14 protein-coding genes are annotated in these 15,228 nt (G+C 72.3%); 9 read left to right on the forward strand and 5 right to left on the reverse strand.

Features of this window, described 5'->3' with window-relative positions; all coding sequences use genetic code 11:
- Positions 1-240 precede the first annotated feature (240 nt).
- Both ACWEN0_RS17940 and ACWEN0_RS17945 read left to right on the forward strand, forming a co-directional pair.
- The gene (locus ACWEN0_RS17940) at positions 241-1,860 is read left to right on the forward strand and encodes a DEAD/DEAH box helicase (protein WP_451974449.1); all 1,620 of its coding nucleotides are present in this window, start codon (positions 241-243) and stop codon (positions 1,858-1,860) included.
- A 100-nt stretch (positions 1,861-1,960) separates the two neighbouring features.
- Positions 1,961-3,136: an 8-amino-7-oxononanoate synthase gene (locus tag ACWEN0_RS17945; protein WP_451974451.1), complete on the forward strand. Its 1,176-nt coding sequence runs from the start codon at positions 1,961-1,963 to the stop codon at positions 3,134-3,136.
- Between the two features lie 89 nt (positions 3,137-3,225).
- On the opposite strand, the gene ACWEN0_RS17950 is transcribed toward ACWEN0_RS17945, so the two are convergent.
- On the reverse strand, positions 3,226-3,660 hold the full coding sequence (locus ACWEN0_RS17950) for a GNAT family N-acetyltransferase (RefSeq protein WP_451974453.1): 435 nt from the start codon (positions 3,658-3,660) through the stop codon (positions 3,226-3,228).
- A gap of 18 nt (positions 3,661-3,678) precedes the next feature.
- On the reverse strand, positions 3,679-4,491 hold the full coding sequence (locus tag ACWEN0_RS17955; protein ID WP_451974455.1) for a S1 family peptidase: 813 nt from the start codon (positions 4,489-4,491) through the stop codon (positions 3,679-3,681).
- A gap of 167 nt (positions 4,492-4,658) precedes the next feature.
- On the opposite strand from ACWEN0_RS17955, the gene ACWEN0_RS17960 reads away from it, so the two are divergent.
- Positions 4,659-5,522: a M15 family metallopeptidase gene (locus tag ACWEN0_RS17960; protein ID WP_451974457.1), complete on the forward strand. Its 864-nt coding sequence runs from the start codon at positions 4,659-4,661 to the stop codon at positions 5,520-5,522.
- Between the two features lie 93 nt (positions 5,523-5,615).
- Complete coding sequence (locus ACWEN0_RS17965; protein ID WP_451974459.1) at positions 5,616-7,010, forward strand: mycothione reductase; 1,395 nt, start codon at positions 5,616-5,618, stop codon at positions 7,008-7,010.
- A 49-nt stretch (positions 7,011-7,059) separates the two neighbouring features.
- Here ACWEN0_RS17965 and ACWEN0_RS17970 read toward each other — a convergent pair whose 3' ends face one another.
- The 3 genes from ACWEN0_RS17970 to ACWEN0_RS17980 form a co-directional block, all read right to left on the reverse strand.
- Positions 7,060-8,850 (reverse strand): fibronectin type III domain-containing protein, encoded by a 1,791-nt coding sequence (locus ACWEN0_RS17970; RefSeq protein ID WP_451974461.1) that lies wholly within the window; start codon positions 8,848-8,850, stop codon positions 7,060-7,062.
- Between the two features lie 85 nt (positions 8,851-8,935).
- The gene (locus ACWEN0_RS17975) at positions 8,936-9,832 is read right to left on the reverse strand and encodes an XRE family transcriptional regulator (protein WP_451974463.1); all 897 of its coding nucleotides are present in this window, start codon (positions 9,830-9,832) and stop codon (positions 8,936-8,938) included.
- Positions 9,833-9,884: 52 nt separating this feature from the next.
- Positions 9,885-11,114, reverse strand: a complete 1,230-nt coding sequence (locus ACWEN0_RS17980; protein WP_451974465.1) for a CynX/NimT family MFS transporter — start codon at positions 11,112-11,114, stop codon at positions 9,885-9,887.
- Positions 11,115-11,162: 48 nt separating this feature from the next.
- On the opposite strand from ACWEN0_RS17980, the gene ACWEN0_RS17985 reads away from it, so the two are divergent.
- The 5 genes from ACWEN0_RS17985 to ACWEN0_RS18005 all read left to right on the forward strand — a co-directional run bounded on the left by ACWEN0_RS17985 (position 11,163) and on the right by ACWEN0_RS18005 (position 15,104).
- The gene (locus ACWEN0_RS17985) at positions 11,163-11,846 is read left to right on the forward strand and encodes a FadR/GntR family transcriptional regulator (RefSeq protein WP_451974467.1); all 684 of its coding nucleotides are present in this window, start codon (positions 11,163-11,165) and stop codon (positions 11,844-11,846) included.
- An 80-nt stretch (positions 11,847-11,926) separates the two neighbouring features.
- Entirely contained in the window at positions 11,927-12,415 is a 489-nt protein-coding gene (locus ACWEN0_RS17990; RefSeq protein WP_451974469.1) for a hypothetical protein, read from the forward strand.
- Positions 12,416-12,487: 72 nt separating this feature from the next.
- The gene (locus tag ACWEN0_RS17995; protein WP_451974471.1) at positions 12,488-13,330 is read left to right on the forward strand and encodes a DUF4097 family beta strand repeat-containing protein; all 843 of its coding nucleotides are present in this window, start codon (positions 12,488-12,490) and stop codon (positions 13,328-13,330) included.
- Positions 13,331-13,356: 26 nt separating this feature from the next.
- Positions 13,357-14,301, forward strand: a complete 945-nt coding sequence (locus ACWEN0_RS18000; protein ID WP_451974473.1) for an ATP-binding cassette domain-containing protein — start codon at positions 13,357-13,359, stop codon at positions 14,299-14,301.
- Positions 14,301-15,104 (forward strand): ABC transporter permease, encoded by an 804-nt coding sequence (locus ACWEN0_RS18005; RefSeq protein WP_451974475.1) that lies wholly within the window; start codon positions 14,301-14,303, stop codon positions 15,102-15,104. Before ACWEN0_RS18000 ends, ACWEN0_RS18005 begins: the two co-directional genes overlap by 1 nt.
- The last annotated feature ends 124 nt before the right edge of the window (positions 15,105-15,228 follow it).

Genomic DNA, 15,228 nt, shown 5'->3' on the forward strand with positions numbered 1-15,228 from the left:
TCAGGTACTATCGATACAGACCGCAACCGGCGGCGTGGATGTAGTTGGTGTCCGTCGCCTCCAAAGCCACCGAATGGCTCGCGGTGATCCGTAACCCCCAAGCGGCGCGCAGTGTCGGAACAAGCGCAAGACACAGTGTGCCGGGTCCGTCCCTGTGAACGCCCATCGCACACCATCTTGCCCTGCCTGCGCGCGGGGAGCCCGGGCCTCCTTGTGACGAACCACGTCCGAGAGGCATTTGTGACCGTCACGTTCAACTCCGGCCCTTCCTCGACGTCCGCGCGCGCGGACCGTCCCGACCGCAAGCCGCGCCAGCGCGCCGCCGGCGGGGACATGCTGCGCGACGACGCCGTCGAGACCGTGGCCACCAAGACCTTCGCCCAGCTGGGCCTGCCGGAGCCGCTGCTCCGCGCGCTGGCCGACGCGGGCATCGCCACCCCGTTCCCGATCCAGTCCGCGACCATCCCGGACGCCCTGGCCGGCCGCGACGTGCTGGGCCGCGCCCAGACCGGTTCGGGCAAGACCCTCGCCTTCGGCCTGGCCATGCTGGCCCGGCTCGACGGCGGCAAGGCCCGCCCGAAGCGTCCCCGCGCGCTGATCCTCGTCCCGACCCGCGAGCTGGCCATGCAGGTGGCCGACTCGCTGACCCCGCTGGCCAAGGCGCTCGGCCTGTGGTGCCGCACGGCCGTCGGCGGCATGGCCTTCGCCCGCCAGGCGGACGCGCTGTCCCGCGGCGTCGACCTGCTGATCGCCACCCCGGGCCGGCTGTCGGACCACGTCCGGCAGGGCACCGCGCACCTCGGTGACTGCAACTTCATCGCGCTCGACGAGGCCGACCAGATGGCGGACATGGGCTTCATGCCGCAGGTCCGCGAGATCCTCGACCTCACCCCGCCGGGCGGGCAGCGGCTGCTGTTCTCGGCGACGCTCGACGGTGACGTCAACCGCCTGGTCCGCCAGTACCTGACCGACCCGGTGACGCACTCGGTCGCGCCGTCGACCGCGAGCGTCGACACGATGGACCACCACGTGCTCCAGGTGTCGCACCAGGACAAGCAGGACGTCGTCACGCAGATCGGCGCCCGCGAGGGCCGCACGATCATGTTCGTGCGCACGAAGCACCACGTCGACCGCCTCACCGAGCGGCTGCGCGAGCAGGGTGTGCACGCGGCGGCGCTGCACGGCGGCAAGACGCAGGGGCAGCGCAACCGCGTCCTGGCCGACTTCAAGGAAGGCCACACCCCGGTGCTGGTCGCCACGGACGTCGCCGCGCGCGGCATCCACGTCGACGACATCTCGCTGGTGCTGCACGTCGACCCGGCGGCCGACCACAAGGACTACCTGCACCGCGCGGGCCGCACGGCGCGCGCCGGGGCGTCCGGTGTGGTCGTCACGCTGGTCACGCACGACCAGCGCCGCATGGTCAAGCGGATGACCGACCGGGCCGGCGTGCGCGCCGAGTCCACGACGGTCCGCCCGGGTGACGACGCGCTGTCGCGCATCACCGGTGCCCAGGAGCCCAGCGGCGAGCCGGTGGTCGAGCGGCGGCGCGAGAACCCGCGTCGCGGCGGTGGCTTCCGCGGCGACCGCGGCTTCGGCGGCCGCGGCGGTGACCGTGGTGGCTACAACCGCGGCGACCGCAACCACGGTGACCGTGACCGCGGGAGCTACGGCGACCGCGGCGGCTACGGCGACCGCGAGCGCGGTGGCGACCGCGGCTACCAGGGGTCGCGCGACGGGCACGGTCACCGCGAAGGCCGTCCCGGCGGCTTCGGCGGCCGCGGCCGTCAGCCCCGCTCGGGCAACGGCGGTGGCTACGGCCGCCCGAGCCGTGGCCCGCGTCGCGGCTACGACAGCTGATCTCGTCCTTCGGAAGCCCCGGACCCCGCGGTCCGGGGCTTCCGGCGTTTCCGGGCCCTGCTGCGCGGTCGCGCGAGGCCCGGATGGGAGACTGCCGGACGTGACTACGCCGCCGACGCTCCCGCCCGAAGAGGTTTTCGACTGGCTCGACACCGAGGCGGAGAAGCGGGCGAACGCGGGACTCGTGCGGCAGCTGCGGCCGCGTCCCGCGCAGGCGGACGAGCTGGACCTGGCCGGCAACGACTACCTCGGGCTGGCCCGCGACAAGCGCGTCGCCGGCGCCGCCGCGGCCGCCGCGCTGCGCTGGGGCGCCGGCTCGACGGGGTCACGGCTGGTGACCGGGTCGACCGAGCTGCACACCGAGCTGGAGCTTGAGCTCGCCCGGTTCTGCGGCGCGCAGGCGGCGCTGGTGTTCTCCTCCGGCTTCGCGGCCAACCTCGGCGCGGTGACGGCGCTGTCGGGCGCCGAGGCCGCGATCGTCACGGACAAGTACATCCACGCGTCGCTGATCGAGGGCTGCCGGCTCTCGCGGGCGGACGTCGCCGCGGTCGCGCACTCGACGCCGTCGGCGATCAAGCACGCGCTGGCGACCCGGCGCAAGCCGCGCGCCCTGGTGGTGACGGACTCGGTGTTCTCGGTCGACGGCGACCTCGCGCCGCTCGGCGAGCTGGCCGGGATCTGCCGTGCGCACAGCGCGGCGCTGCTGGTGGACGACGCGCACGGCTTCGGCGTCCTCGGCGAAGGCGGCCGCGGCGCGGTCCACGCGGCCGGGCTGTCAGGCGCGCCCGACGTCGTCACGACGTTGACGCTGTCGAAGTCGCTCGGTGCCCAGGGCGGGGCGGTGGTGGGGCCGCGTCGCGTGATCAAGCACCTCGTGGACACCGCTCGCAGCTTCATCTTCGACACGGCTCTGGCGCCCGCGAGTGCCGCGGCCGCGTTGGCCGCGTTGCACGCGCTGAAGGAAGAGCCGGGGCTGGCGGAGAAGGTCGTCGAGAACGCGGGCAACCTGGCGATGTCGTTGAAGGCGGCCGGGTTGACGGTGAGCCTGCCGGACGCGGCGGTGATCTCGGTCCAGGCGCCGTCCGCGGAGACGGCCGTCGCGTGGGCGGCGGCGTGCGCGGAGCAGGGCATCCGCGTCGGCTGCTTCCGGCCGCCGTCGGTGCCGGACGGCATTTCCCGGCTGCGGCTGACCGCGCGGGCCGACCTCACGGAGTCCGATGTGGACCGTGCGGTGAAGGTGATCACGGCGACGGCACCCCGCGGCGCGACCGGCTGAGCCACACCGCACCGGACGTCTCGCGTGATTGGACGGGCATCACGCGTGATCAGAGAGGCATCACGCGTGATTGAAGGGGCATCACGGCGTCAGTGCGGGAGGCGGCGCATGCGGATGTGCGGGATTCCGTCGTCGTCGGTGTATTCCTGGCCTTCAGCGATGAAGCCGTAGCGCGCGTAGAAGCCCTGGACGTACGTTTGCGCGTCCAGCACGTATTCGCCCGGGACCGTCAGGGCCGCGTCCATCAGGCGGGCCGCCAGGCCGGCGCCGCGCGCGGAGGCCGCCGTCACCACTCGGCCGATGCGGCGGACGCCGCCCGGGTCGAGCAGCACCCGCAGGTACGACGTGACCCCGGTGGCGTCCGAGAACCACAGGTGGCGGGTGTCCGGCAGCAGGTCACGGCCGTCGAGCTCCGGGTAGGCGGCCTTCTGCTCCACCACGAACACGTCCACGCGCAGGCGGAGGATGTCGTGCAGCTGGGCGGCGGTCAGCTCGGGCCCGGTCGCATCGTGCAGGGTCGGCATGCCCCCTGCTTACCACGCTCAGAAGATGCGCGGCTTCGCCTGGTCCTGGATGTCGTCGACGTACGCCGAGACGCGCGTGTAGACGCCCGGCTTGCCGGCCTTGCCGCAGCCGTCGCCGAAGGACACGATGCCGATCAGCGTGTCACCCACGACGAGCGGGCCACCCGAGTCGCCCTGGCAGGCGTCGACACCGCCGTTCGGGTACCCGGCGCAGACCATCGACTTCTGGTCGTAGACGTCGTAGTCGGACTTGCAGGCGTTGTCCGACACGACCGGCACCTGGGCGCTGCGCAGGTAGTCGGAGCGGTCGCCGCCGTCGGCGACGCGGCCCCAGCCGAGCACCGTCGCCTGGGTGCCTTCGCGGTACGAAGAAGCGTCACCGCTGCCGGGCAGCTGAGCGGGCCGGTAGCCGAGCTGGCCGCGAACGGTCAGCACCGCGATGTCGTTGCCCTGCGTGGGGTCGTTGTAGCCCTTGCTGACCCAGACCTTCGACACGCTCAGGACGTCACCGTCGTCGGTGCGCTTGTCCTCGCGGCCCGCCACCACGCGGATGTCCTGCTTGGCCACGGCCTTGGCGCAGTGCGCGGCCGTCGCGACCGCCGTGGAGCTGACGATCACCGCGCCGCAGAACTGGTTCCCGCCCGAGTCGGTCAGGTACACCGCGTACGGGTGGTCGGCCAGCGAAGCCTTGTCACCGCCCACGATCCGCGGCTGGTTGGCGGACGCCGGGTCCGCCGAAGCCGTGCCGACCACCACCGGGACGGCCACCGCGGCGACCGCGAGGAGCGCGCCGCTCGCGAGCAGCAAGGATCGGCGGGACTTCACGGACATGGGTCGTTCCCCTCATTCGGCACAGCAGAAGACAGAGCACTCGGCACCCGGATGACTCCGGTGCGTGAACGATGTGCGCTCAATACCCTAATCCGAGGGGGCCCAAAACGGTGTCACTGGAACGGGTGGACTCCGCGCTCACCGACCGCTTCTGCCAAGCTGGCCGGATGCGACGGAGTGCGACGGCGACGTTCGGGGCGGTGCTGACCCTGCTGCTGGCCTCGTGCTCGTCGGAAGGGCCCTCGACACCGCCGTCCGCGGCCCCGGCGCCGCCGCGGACCACGCCCACGACGGGGGTCACGACGCCGGCGCCGGCGACGTCGAGCGCGCCCGCCGTCACCTGGCAGGTGGGTGCCCGCCCCCTCCCCCGGCGCCCGGACGGCTTCGGTGAGATCGAGCCGACGCCACCCGAACTGGTGAACCGGGCACTTCCGACAAAAGACGTCCTCCCGCCGCCGGCCGGCGACCGGTACGCGTCGACGATCAGCGCGGTCCCCGCCGACGTCCTCGCGCGCAGCACCTGGCAGGCCGCCTGCCCGGTCAACTCCACCGACCTGCGCTACCTGACGATGTCGTTCTGGGGGTTCGACGGCCGCGCGCACACCGGCGAGCTGCTGGTGAACGCGTCCGGCGCCGCCGGGATCACCCGGGTGTTCGGGCAGCTCTTCGCGGCGCGCTTCCCGCTCGAGGAGATGCGCATCACCAGCCCGGCGGAGCTCACCGCGCCGCCGACCGGCGACGGCAACGACACCAGCGCGTTCGTCTGCCGCCCCGCCCACGGGCAGACGAACTGGTCGGCGCACGCCTACGGGCTCGCGGTCGACGTCAACCCGTTCTGCAACCCCTACACCCAGGGCGACCTCGTGCTGCCCGAGCTGGCCTCGGCCTACGTCGACCGCGCGGACCGCCGGCCGGGGATGGTGCTGGCCGGCGACGCGACCGTGCGCGCGTTCGCGGCGGCCGGGTGGAGCTGGGGCGGCGCCTGGCACGACCCGACCGACCGGATGCACTTCACCGCGACCGGCCACTGACCACGTAATACGACGTTAAGCACAACGGGGAACATCGGCTTTCCGAGCCTGGTTGGCTAGGGTGAACCGACCGAACGGACCCCGGAGGATGCAGTGCCCCACTACGACCTGGTGATCATCGGGACGGGATCGGGGAACTCGATCCTCGGCCCCGGTTTCGCCGACAAGAAGACGGCGATCGTGGAGAAGGGCACCTTCGGCGGCACCTGCCTGAACGTCGGCTGCATCCCGACGAAGATGTTCGTGTACGCCGCCGATGTTGCGTACACGCCTTCGCACAGCGCGAAGTACGGCGTCGACGAAGAGCTGAAGGGCGTCCGCTGGCGCGACATCCGCGACCGGATCTTCGGCCGGATCGACCCGATCGCCGCCGGGGGCGCGGAGTACCGCCGCAGCCACGAGGACAACGCGAACGTCGACGTCTACGAGGGCACCGGCACGTTCACCGGGCACAAGGAGCTGCGGGTCAGCTTCGCCGACGGGCGTCCCGACGAGGTGCTGACGGCCGACAGGTTCGTGCTCGCCGCGGGCGGGCGGCCGGTCATCCCCGAGATCCCCGGCCTGGACACCGTCGGCTACCACACCTCCGACACGGTCATGCGGCTCGACGAACTGCCCGAGCGCATCGTCATCCTCGGCGGCGGGTACATCGCGGCCGAGTTCGCGCACGTCTTCGCCTCGTTCGGCGTGCGGGTCACGCTGGTCAACCGCTCGGGACGGCTGCTGCGTTCGGAGGACGAAGACGTCAGCGAGCGCTTCACCGAACTGGCCGCCGAGCGCTTCGACGTCCGCCTGGACCGCAAGACCGTCCGGGCGCGCAAGACCGACACCGGCGTGGCCCTGGACCTCGAAGGCCCGCAGGGCGCCGAGACCGTCGAAGGCGACCTGCTGCTGATCGCCACCGGCCGGAAGCCGAACTCGGACCTGCTCGACGTCGCCGCCACCGGAGTGACCACAATGGACAGTGGGCACGTCGTGGTCGACGACTACCAGGAGACCGCGGTCGAGGGGATCTACGCCCTCGGCGACCTCTCCTCGCCGCACGAGCTGAAGCACGTCGCGAACCACGAATCCCGCGTGGTGCAGCACAACCTGCTGCACCCCGACGAGCGGATCACCGCCGACCACCGGTTCGTGCCGCACGCGGTGTTCACCCACCCGCAGGTCGCCTCCGTCGGGCTCACCGAGCAGAAGGCGCGCGACCTCGGCGTGTCCTATGTGGTCTCGAAGCAGGACTACGCCGGGATCGCCTACGGCTGGGCGATGGAGGACACGACGGGCTTCGCGAAGCTGCTGGCCGACCCGGCGACCGGGCAGCTGCTGGGCGCGCACATCATCGGGCCGCAGGCGTCGTCGGTGATCCAGCCGCTGATCCAGGCGATGAGCTTCGGCCTGGACGCGCGTTCGATGGCGCGCCGCCAGTACTGGATCCACCCGGCCATGCCGGAGCTGGTCGAGAACGCCCTGCTCAACCTGCCCCTGGACTGACGCAAGGCCAGGAGGGGCACCTTCACCGCGAAGGTGCCCCTCATGGCGTTCAGAGGGTGAGGGACCACGTGTCGAGGGTGCCGGTATCGCCGGGGCCGTAGTCGGTGACGCGCAGCTGCCACTTGCCCGCGGCCGGGGAGGCGACGCCCGGGACCGTGAACGTGCGGGCGCCGTTCCACGGCGTGCACGTGCTGCCGCCGCTGTACTTCAGCGCGTACGCACGGCCGCGCGGGTCGAGCATGGTGACGCCGAGGTCTTCGGCGCACGTGTGGCGGATCGTCACCGCGACCGACACCGACGCCGCCGCCTGGCCGGTGAGCGTCGAGACGATCGGGCTGAACACCTGCTGGTAGTCGCGGATCGCGAAGTCCGTGTCGTTGGTCAGCGTCCGGCTTCCACCCCCGGCCTGGGTCCGGGCCGAGACCGCGGCGCTCGCCGGCGAGGTGTTGCCCGCGGCGTCGCGCGCCTTGATCGTGAACGTGTACGCCGTGTCCGGCGAAAGCCCGGTGACCGTGGCGCTGGTGCCCGCGACGCTCGTCGCCGGCGCGGAGCCGTTGTAGACGTCGTACGCGGTGACGTCGCCGGTCGGCGCGTCCCAGGCGAGCGAGACGCTGGTCGCGGTCGTGCCGGTCACCCGCGGGTTGCCGGGCGCGCCCGGCGCCGTCGTGCCGCCGCTCGTCACCAGGCTGAGCTGCCACTTGGCCAGCGCCTCGAGCACCGGCTGGAACAGGGACAGGTCGCCGTCGGACGGGTTGTCGACGCACTGCGACGGGCCGCCGTCGTGCAGGCCGGTGGCCTTGTCGCCGAGCAGCCAGCCGCCACCGGAGTCGCCGCCGAGGGAGCACGCCGTCGTCCAGGTCAGGTCGTCGATGACCAGGCCGCCGCCGTAGTCGACGGACTTGTGCGTGTACTTGACCTCGCCGCACTGCCAGTGGGAGGTGTTGCCGGAGTGGCAGACGCGGTCGCCGACCATCGCTTCGGCCGCGCCGGTGAGCGTGACCGCCGGCTGGCCCCAGGTGTTCACCGACGCCGAAAGGTTCCAGCCCGCCTCCGTCACCGCGACGACACCCATGTCGCCTTCGCGGGCGTTGACGCTGTGGGTGCCGCCGACGTTCGACGTGCCGATCCTGTTCTGCTGCCCCGCAGCGCCGTACGCGGCTTGGTCGCGGTCGTTGGTGCAGTGCCCCGCGGTCAGGAAGTGCTTGGCCCCGCTCGAATCCGTCACGGGGAATCCGACCGAGCAGTTGCTCTCGCTGCCCGGCCACCACGGGTTGCCGGTCTGGATCGTGCCGGACTGCTGCCGCGGCGACGACGTCGTCTCGGTGATCCGGACGCCGAGAGCCCGTACGCGGGAAAGGAAGCTCTCGGTCGCGGCCGTCGACTTCGTCCGGTCGACGTCGACGCCGACCTCGTTGCCCCGCACGTCGACGCCCCAGCCGTAGACGCCGGGGACGCCCGTGCCGACCAGGTCCCGGACGGCCGCGTCCGTGCGGTCCAGGTCGGCCTGGCTCCGCGCGACCACCTTCGCGGCGGCGCCCGCGGCCCGCGCCTGTCCGGCAGCGGACGGCGAGGTGACGGCGACGGTCAGCTTCCCGGCGGCCGCGTCGAACCACTGGCCGGCCGAAGCCGCGCGCACCGCCGCGGGCAGGTGCGCCGCCAGCCGGTGGGCGTCGTCCTGGGCGGTGAGCTGCGCGCGGGCCTGGTCCGCGGTGAGGCCGAAGGCCGCGGCGACGCCCGCCACCTCGGCGTCCGGGTGGTCCGGCGCCGCTTCGGCGGGCGTCAGGCCCAAGCCGAGCGCGGCCAGCGCGGCCGCGCTCGCGACGGAAACGATTCTGCGCATCGGTTTCTCCTCGGATCGGCGAGTGGAGTGCGCTGACCGTAAAACGCGCGGCGGAGCGAATTGAAGATCCGCAGGTCCTTAACAGTTAACTGGCGGGCCAGTCCCATTCGAAACCGTACCGGCCGGGTCCGAAGTTGAGCGCGACTCCGTGCACCGCATCGGCTTCCGGGACGACGTCGGTTTCCTCGCTGGGTTCGGCGAACCGGCGGCACGCCGGCGGGACCGCGCCGGGCGAGAAGCGGATTTCGAGCACGTATTCGCGGACCGGGAGCCGGAACTTCCGTTCGTAGTTCGTCGCGACCGGATGCGGCGCGCGATTCACGAGCGTGTGTTCGGTCAGGACGGTTTCGCCACGCCGGAGCGGCCGGCCGAAGAGCAGTTCGACGACGAGGAGGCCGTCTTCCGGCCGGAGCACCCGGCGACCGGGACGGCAGCCGCGCAGCCCGCGCAGTTCCGGCAGCGGCCGGTCGTGCTCGTCGAGGTGCAGGATCACCACCCACCGGTCCGGGCCGTCGGCTTCCGCGCGCAGCACCTGCCGCGACCGGATCTCCAGCTCTTCGCGATCGGGGCCGACGAGGACGACGTCGTGCTGGCTGAGCCGGGTCAGCCGCTCGTCCCAGCGAGTGTCCACATCGGACACCGCGGCGTCGATGCGCCGCCCGTCGGGCCAGAAGCGGCCGATCTCCGCGGGCGCGGACCGGCGCGCCCGCGGCGGGCCGAGCAGCGCGGCGAGCGAACCCTCCGGCACGTCGAGAACGGCCTCGAGCTGCCCCAGCCCGCGCACCGAATCCCGCCGTTCGGGGCGGCTCCGGCCGGACTGCCAGTAGCTCAGCGTCGCCGTCGTCACCGTGACACCGCGGGCGCGCAGGTGCTCGCGCAGCCGGTCGAGGCTCAGCCCGCGAGCACGGATCGCCGCGCGCAGGGCCGCGTCGAACGGCCCCTCGCGCAGCAACGTCCGCAGGTCCGGCGCCGGCACGGCCACCCGGTGATCTTAAGCCGGGCTGCCGGGGACGAACGGCGTTAACAGTTAAGAATCAGACGAACCGGCGGCGGCCGGCCAGCGCGCCGAACACCATCTGGACCAGCAGCAACGCCAGCAGCATCCCGAGCGGCACCGGCCAGCCGCCCGCGACGTCGTGCAGCAGGCCGAACAGGAACGGCCCCAGCGCGGCGAAGAGGTAGCCGAAGCCCTGCGCCATGCCGGACAGCCGCGCGGTGTCGGCACCGGTCCGGGCGCGCAGCGCGATCACCGTCAGGGCCAGCGAGAACACGCTCATCCCGAGCCCGACCAGCAGGCTCCACAGCAGCGGCGACCACTCCGGGGCCAGCATCAGCCCGGCCGTCCCGGCGAAGCCGAACACGCCGAGCGTGACGATCCACCGGCCCTGCCCGCGCTGGCGGGCGGCCATCGGCGCGACGACGAGGCTGATCGGCACGGCGATCAGCGAGACCAGGCCGAACAACAGCCCGGCCTCGTCGCGCGGCACCCCGGCGTCCATCAGCACCTGCGGGAACCAGCCCATCGCCGCGTAGGCGTAGAAGGCCTGCAGCCCGAAGAAGATCGTGACGATCCAGGCGAGCCGGTTGCGCAGCAGCGACCGGCCGGCGTCGGCGGCATCGGCGTGACGCGGTGCCCGGCCGGTGCCGCGGGCTGCGAGAATCCACGCCACGAGGGCGACCACGGCCACCACCGCCCACGAGCCCAGCGCCGGGCGCCAGCCGCCGAACGCGTCGCCGAGCTGCGGGGTCACGGCGGACCCGAGCGCGCCGCCGCCCTGCAGCGCTGCGGTGTAGACGCCGGTCATCACGCCGATGCGGGCCGGGAAGGAGTCCTTGATGACGACCGGGATGAGCACGTTGATCAGCGCGATCCCGGCGGTGGCGACGAGCGTCCCGCCGAGCACGACGGCCGGGCCGTCGAGCACGCGCAGCACCAGCCCGGCGCCGAGGGCGGTCAACGCGATCGCGATGGCGGCGCCGATCCCGGCCCGGCGCGCGAGCAGCGGCGCGGCCAGCCCGGCACCGGCGAAGCAGAGCGTCGGCAACGTCGTGAGCACGCCCGCCCAGACCACCGACGTGCCCAGGTCCGCGCGCATTTCGGCGAGCATCGGGCCGACACCGGTGATGGCCGGGCGCAGGTTGAGAGCGGTGAGCACCACCGCGACCGCCAAGAGCGCGCCGGCGGCGACCACCCCCGGCGTCCGGACCTCGACGGCGCCGTCCAGCTCGGGTTCGAGGGCGGATTCACGGTGTTCGACCTGCATGACCGCTACTATCGCATACGTAGGATGATTGGATGAAGGGATAATCCTGTGCCTCTGGCCACCACCCGCCGGGCCGGCCTGGTCGACCAGGTCATCGAGCAGCTGCGGACCGCGGTCGCGCAGGGCGAATGGCCCATCGGCGACCGCATCCCGACCGAAGCCGAGCTCGTCGACCAGCTCGGCGTCGGCCGCAACACCGTCCGCGAAGCCGTGCGCGCGCTCGCGCACACCGGCATCCTCGAAGTCCGCCAGGGCGACGGCACGTACGTGCGCGCCACCAGCGAGGTGTCGGGCGCGATCCGCCGCCTCTGCGGCGACGAGCTGCGCGAGATCCTGCAGGTCCGGCGCACCCTGGAGGCCGAAGGCGCCCGCCTGGCCGCGACGTCGCGCACCCAGGAGGAGGTCGCCGAGCTGTGGTCGCTGCTCGCCCGCCGCGAGCAGGAGCAGCGCGAGAAGCGCTGGGAGGACTTCGCGCACACCGACGCCGAATTCCACCTGGCCGTCGTGCGGGCCGGGCACAACCAGCTGCTCACCGAGCTGTACCGGGGCCTGACCGAGGTCATCACGGCGAGCGTCGCGGCGACGTCGAGCATCACCCCGGGCGTCGACTACGTGCCCGAAATCGGCCACGAAGGCCTCGCCGACGCCATCGCCAAACGCAACCCGGAGCGGGCCGCCGCCGAGGCCTGCGGGTTCCTGGACGAGCTCCTGGAGCGCATCGAGCGCTCCTGACCTGCGTTTGTGCCAAGCTTGACCCCTAAGGGTGCCAATTCAGGGTTGTCGTGGCACCACCGTGGTGCCACAGTAGTGCCATGGACCTGACGCCCTTCGTGGACGAACTCCGCCGGGAGCTCGCGGTCGCCGCCGAAGCGGCGGGCGAGGAAGCCGTCGCCCTCGCGGAGCGGCTCACCGCGCCGCTCGAATCGGCGATCCGGCTCACCCTGCTCGACGCCCTGTCGGCCGCGGCCGACGAGATCACCCGCGACCTCGCCCCCGGCTCCGTCGAAGTACGCCTTCGCCGCCGTGAAGCCGAGTTCGCCGTCTCCCTGCCCACCACGCCCGAGCCCGCGGCCGACCAACCCCCGCCTCCCCCGCCGGAGGCCGAGGACGGCGCCGTCTCGCGGATCAACCTGCGGCTGCCCGAACACCTCAAGCAGCGGGTCGAAGAAGCCGCGAACCGGGACATGCTCTCGATCAACGCCTGGCTCGTCCGGGCCGCGAGCACCGCGCTCGGCCCCGGCAGCCGTCCGGCGCCACGCCGGTCGGTGTTCGGCGAGAAGTACACCGGCTGGGTTCAGTAGCCCTTCCCGTTCCTCACCCGCACGTCTCCGACCTGCGGAGACGCCACCCACGCACCCCAGGAGGGCGCAGCCATGCCCGTTTTCGCCACCCCCGAGCCGATCTCGGCCGTGATCGACGTCAGCATCGCCGACGTCCGGATCCTCGCCGGCGAGCGCGCCGAAACCACCGTCGAGGTCGAGCCCGCCGACCCGGGCGACCCCGAAGACGTCAAGGCGGTCGCCAAGACCCGCGTCGAGTTCGCCGACGGCGAGCTGCTGGTCAAGGGCCCGAAGTACACCACCCGGCTGTGGGGCAAGGGCGGCGCCCTGCACGTCACGGTCGAGCTGCCGGCCGGCTCCCGCGTCCGGACCACCGCCGCCATGGGGGACGTCCGGATCAGCGGCCGCGTCGGGGAAAGCCGCGTGAAGACCTCCGTCGGCAACATCCACCTCGACGAGGCCGCCCGGCTCGAGGCGACCACCGCGACCGGCGACGTCACCGTCGAGCGGGCCACCGGGCACGCCGAGGTCGGCACCGGCTCCGGCGAGCTGCGGATCCGCGAGATCGACGGCTCGGCCGTGGTCAAGAACTCCAACGGCGAGACCCGCGTCGGCGAGGTCACCGGCGACCTGCGGGTCTCCACCGCCAACGGCGACATCCTGGTCGGCCTCGCCCACGCGGGCGTCAACGCCAAAACCGCGGCGGGCGACATCCGCGTCAACGAGGTCATCCGCGACCGGGTCGTCCTCGAAACGGCCGTCGGCGAGATCGAGGTCGGCATCCGCGAAGGCAGCGCCGCGTGGCTCGAGCTCAACTCGCTGACCGGCACCGTCCTCAACTCGCTCACCGCCTCCGAGGGACCCGGCGGCAGCACCGAGACGGTCGAGGTCAAGGCCCACACCTACACCGGCGACATCGTCATCCGCCGCGCCTGAAACTCCACACGGAAAAGGGGAAATCCATGCCAGACGCCATCGTGGCCGAGGGACTGGTCAAGAAGTACGGGAAGGTCACCGCGCTCGACGGGATGGACCTGCGGGTGCCCGAGGGGACGGTGCTCGGCGTGCTCGGGCCGAACGGGGCCGGCAAGACCACGACCGTCCAGATCCTCACGACGCTGCAGAAACCGGACGCGGGGAGAGCGACCGTCGCCGGGCTGGACGTCGTGCGGGACGCGCACGAGCTGCGTTCGCGCATCGGCGCGTCGGGGCAGTACGCCGCCGTCGACCAGGAGCTGACCGGCGCCGAGAACCTCGAGATGGTCGGGCGGCTCTACCACCTGGGCACCAAGCGGGCCAAGGCGCGCGGCCGGGAGCTGCTGGCCCGGTTCAGCCTCGCCGACGCCGCGGACCGCCCGGTCAAAGGCTACTCCGGCGGCATGCGGCGCCGGCTCGACCTGGCCGGCGCGCTCGTCGCGAACCCGCCGGTGCTGTTCCTCGACGAGCCCACGACCGGGCTCGACCCGCGGGCCCGCACCGAGTTGTGGGACGTCATCACCGAGCTCGTCGCGGGCGGCACCACGCTGCTGCTCACCACGCAGTACCTGGAAGAGGCCGACCGGCTGGCCGACAGCATCGCCGTCGTCGACCACGGGCGCGTCATCGCCCGCGGCACCGCCGACGAGCTCAAGGACCTGGTCGGCGGCGAGCGGATCGAGCTGACCGTCGGCTCCCACGCCGACGTCGGGTTCGCGCAGCGGGCCCTCGCCCGCCTGGCCAACGGCGAGCCGCAGGCCGAGGGCTTCCGGCTCACCGTGCCCGTGACCCACGGCGCGAAAGCGCTTACCGAGGCACTGGCGCTGCTGGCCGCCGACGGCGTCGACGTCCGCGACGTCGGGGTCCGCCGCCCCACCCTCGACGACGTTTTCCTTTCCCTGAACGGACACGACGTGAAGGAGGCCGTGTGATGAACGCGGTACAGCTGGCCGTGACCGACGGCGTCACCGTCGCCAAGCGCAACTCGATCAAGATCCTGCGCTCGATGGACCTGCTCGGGTCGATCGTGTTCATGCCCGTGATGTTCGTGCTGTTGTTCGGGTTCGTGTTCGGCAGCGTGATCGACATCCCCGGCATGTCGTACCGGGAGTTCATGCTGCCGGGGATCTTCACCCTGGCCGTGGCGATGGGCAGCATCGTCACCGGCTACGGGCTGACCGACGACCTCCAGAAGGGCATCATCGACCGGTTCCGCTCACTGCCGATGTCCCCGGCCGCGGTGCTGGTCGGACGGACCACGGCGGACCTGATCCTCAACGTGACGAGCCTGCTCATCATGGGTCTCGTGGGGCTGCTGGTCGGCTGGCGCATCCACACCGGCGTCTTCGAGGCACTGGGCGGCGTGCTCCTGCTGCTGGCCTTCGCGTACGCGCTGTCGTGGGTGATGGGAACGCTCGGCCTGGCCGTGCGCAAGCCCGAGGTGTTCAACAACGTCGCGAGCGTGGCCATTTTCCCGCTGACGTTCCTGGCCAACACGTTCGTCGACAGCGCCCGGCTGCCCACGCCATTGCGCGTGGTCGCGGACTGGAACCCGGTCTCGGCGATCACGCAGGCGGCGCGGGAGCTGTTCGGCAACACGAGCGCCACGTTGCCGGTGCACGACGTCTGGCCGATGCAGCACGCCGTGCTGGCTTCGGTGCTGTGGATCGTGGTGCTGCTGGTGGTCTTCGTGCCGCTCTCGGTGCGCTGCTACAAGCGAGCCACGAGCCACTGAGGCCGTGTCGTCGCTCTGATCACGCGTGTCGACCTCCCAGTCACGCGTGTCGGCTCCTCCATCACCGGAGCCCGGCCGGTCCGCCGGCGGCCCCGGTGATCCGGGGGTCGACACGCGTGATTGC

The sequence above is a fragment of the Amycolatopsis sp. NPDC004378 genome (assembly GCF_053602455.1).

Excerpts from the sequence above, each read along its gene's own strand:
- ACWEN0_RS18000 (WP_451974473.1), top strand. The coding sequence starts at position 13,357 with ATGCCAGACGCCATCGTGGCCGAGGGACTGGTCAAGAAGTACGGGAAG.
- ACWEN0_RS17960 (WP_451974457.1), top strand. The coding sequence starts at position 4,659 with ATGCGACGGAGTGCGACGGCGACGTTCGGGGCGGTGCTGACCCTGCTG.
- ACWEN0_RS17970 (WP_451974461.1), bottom strand. The coding sequence starts at position 8,850 with ATGCGCAGAATCGTTTCCGTCGCGAGCGCGGCCGCGCTGGCCGCGCTC.
- ACWEN0_RS17990 (WP_451974469.1), top strand. The coding sequence starts at position 11,927 with ATGGACCTGACGCCCTTCGTGGACGAACTCCGCCGGGAGCTCGCGGTC.
- ACWEN0_RS17995 (WP_451974471.1), top strand. The coding sequence starts at position 12,488 with ATGCCCGTTTTCGCCACCCCCGAGCCGATCTCGGCCGTGATCGACGTC.
- ACWEN0_RS17980 (WP_451974465.1), bottom strand. The coding sequence starts at position 11,114 with ATGCAGGTCGAACACCGTGAATCCGCCCTCGAACCCGAGCTGGACGGC.
- ACWEN0_RS17950 (WP_451974453.1), bottom strand. The coding sequence starts at position 3,660 with ATGCCGACCCTGCACGATGCGACCGGGCCCGAGCTGACCGCCGCCCAG.
- ACWEN0_RS18005 (WP_451974475.1), top strand. The coding sequence starts at position 14,301 with ATGAACGCGGTACAGCTGGCCGTGACCGACGGCGTCACCGTCGCCAAG.
- ACWEN0_RS17955 (WP_451974455.1), bottom strand. The coding sequence starts at position 4,491 with ATGTCCGTGAAGTCCCGCCGATCCTTGCTGCTCGCGAGCGGCGCGCTC.